The following is a 2,903-nucleotide window of genomic DNA, read 5'->3' on the forward strand; positions in this document are numbered from 1 at the left end:
AACATAGGTTAAGTTAATAAGGGCGCACGGTGAATGCCTTGGCACTAGGAGCCGATGAAGGACGGGACTAACACCGATATGCTTCGGGGAGCTGTAAGTAAGCTTTGATCCGGAGATTTCCGAATGGGGAAACCCCCTATCCGTTATGGGATAGGATCCATACCTGAATACATAGGGTATGGAAGGCAGACCCGGGGAACTGAAACATCTAAGTACCCGGAGGAAGAGAAAGCAAACGCGATTCCCTGAGTAGCGGCGAGCGAAACGGGATTAGCCCAAACCAAGAGGCTTGCCTCTTGGGGTTGTAGGACATTCTATACGGAGTTACAAAGGAACGAGATAGACGAAGAGGTCTGGAAAGGCCCGCCATAGGAGGTAAAAGCCCTGTAGTCGAAACTTCGTTCCCTCCAGAGTGGATCCTGAGTACGGCGGGACACGAGAAATCCCGTCGGAAGCAGGGAGGACCATCTCCCAAGGCTAAATACTCCCTAGTGACCGATAGTGAACCAGTACCGTGAGGGAAAGGTGAAAAGCACCCCGGAAGGGGAGTGAAAGAGATCCTGAAACCGTGTGCCTACAAGTAGTTAGAGCCCGTTAATGGGTGATAGCGTGCCTTTTGTAGAATGAACCGGCGAGTTACGATTACATGCGAGGTTAAGTTGGACAGACGGAGCCGTAGCGAAAGCGAGTCTGAATAGGGCGAATATAGTATGTGGTCGTAGACCCGAAACCAGGTGATCTACCCATGTCCAGGGTGAAGTCCAGGTAACACTGGATGGAGGCCCGAACCCACGTACGTTGAAAAGTGCGGGGATGAGGTGTGGGTAGCGGAGAAATTCCAATCGAACTTGGAGATAGCTGGTTCTCTCCGAAATAGCTTTAGGGCTAGCCTCATGCGTAAGAATCTTGGAGGTAGAGCACTGTTTGGACTAGGGGCCCTCATCGGGTTACCGAATTCAGACAAACTCCGAATGCCAAAGATTTATCCATGGGAGTCAGACTGCGAGTGATAAGATCCGTAGTCAAGAGGGAAACAGCCCAGACCACCAGCTAAGGTCCCAAAGTATACGTTAAGTGGAAAAGGATGTGGAGTTGCTTAGACAACCAGGATGTTGGCTTAGAAGCAGCCACCATTTAAAGAGTGCGTAATAGCTCACTGGTCGAGTGACTCCGCGCCGAAAATGTACCGGGGCTAAACGTATCACCGAAGCTGTGGATTGAACATCGTAGATGTTCAGTGGTAGGAGAGCGTTCTAAGGGCGTTGAAGCTAGACCGTAAGGACTGGTGGAGCGCTTAGAAGTGAGAATGCCGGTATGAGTAGCGAAAGATGGGTGAGAATCCCATCCACCGAATGCCTAAGGTTTCCTGAGGAAGGCTCGTCCGCTCAGGGTTAGTCGGGACCTAAGCCGAGGCTGAAAAGCGTAGGCGATGGACAACAGGTTGATATTCCTGTACCACCGTATTCTGTTTGAGTGATGGGGGGACGCAGGAGGATAGGGTAAGCGCACTATTGGATGTGCGTCTAAGCAGTTAGAGGGACCATGAGGCAAATCCCATGGTCACATACCTTGAGCTGTGATAGCGAGGGAAATTTAGTACCGAAGTTCTTGATTCCACACTGCCAAGAAAAGCCTCTAGCGAGGAATAAGGTGCCCGTACCGCAAACCGACACAGGTAGGCGAGGAGAGAATCCTAAGGTGAGCGAGAGAACTCTCGTTAAGGAACTCGGCAAAATGACCCCGTAACTTCGGGAGAAGGGGTGCTCATTAGGGTGTTAAAGCCTTGATGAGCCGCAGTGAATAGGCCCAGGCGACTGTTTAGCAAAAACACAGGTCTCTGCGAAGCCGCAAGGCGAAGTATAGGGGCTGACGCCTGCCCGGTGCTGGAAGGTTAAGAGGAGAGGTTAGCTCACGCGAAGCTTTGAATCGAAGCCCCAGTAAACGGCGGCCGTAACTATAACGGTCCTAAGGTAGCGAAATTCCTTGTCGGGTAAGTTCCGACCCGCACGAAAGGCGTAACGATCTGGGCACTGTCTCAACGAGAGACTCGGTGAAATTATAGTACCTGTGAAGATGCAGGTTACCCGCGACAGGACGGAAAGACCCCGTGGAGCTTTACTGTAGCCTGATATTGAATTTTGGTACAGCTTGTACAGGATAGGTAGGAGCCTTAGAAGCCGGAGCGCTAGCTTCGGTGGAGGCGTCGGTGGGATACTACCCCCGCTGTATTGAAATTCTAACCCACATCCCTTATCGGGATGGGAGACAGTGTCAGGTGGGCAGTTTGACTGGGGCGGTCGCCTCCTAAAGAGTAACGGAGGCGCCCAAAGGTTCCCTCAGAATGGTTGGAAATCATTCGTAGAGTGTAAAGGCACAAGGGAGCTTGACTGCGAGACCTACAAGTCGAGCAGGGACGAAAGTCGGGCTTAGTGATCCGGTGGTTCCGCATGGAAGGGCCATCGCTCAACGGATAAAAGCTACCCCGGGGATAACAGGCTTATCTCCCCCAAGAGTCCACATCGACGGGGAGGTTTGGCACCTCGATGTCGGCTCATCGCATCCTGGGGCTGTAGTCGGTCCCAAGGGTTGGGCTGTTCGCCCATTAAAGCGGTACGCGAGCTGGGTTCAGAACGTCGTGAGACAGTTCGGTCCCTATCCGTCGTGGGCGCAGGAAATTTGAGAGGAGCTGTCCTTAGTACGAGAGGACCGGGATGGACGCACCGCTGGTGTACCAGTTGTCTTGCCAAAGGCATCGCTGGGTAGCTATGTGCGGAAGGGATAAGTGCTGAAAGCATCTAAGCATGAAGCCCCCCTCGAGATGAGATTTCCCATAGCGCAAGCTAGTAAGATCCCTGAAAGATGATCAGGTTGATAGGTTAGAGGTGGAAGTGTGGCGACACATG

1 rRNA gene is annotated in these 2,903 nt (G+C 52.4%); it reads left to right on the forward strand.

The window, feature by feature from the left end:
• Window positions 1-6: 6 nt before the first annotated feature.
• Window positions 7-2,903: ribosomal RNA gene (locus H9655_RS22240) — 23S ribosomal RNA — on the forward strand; the annotation flags it as partial.

It is taken from the genome of Cytobacillus stercorigallinarum (genome assembly GCF_014836495.1).
Classification (GTDB): domain Bacteria; phylum Bacillota; class Bacilli; order Bacillales; family Cytobacillaceae; genus Cytobacillus; species Cytobacillus stercorigallinarum.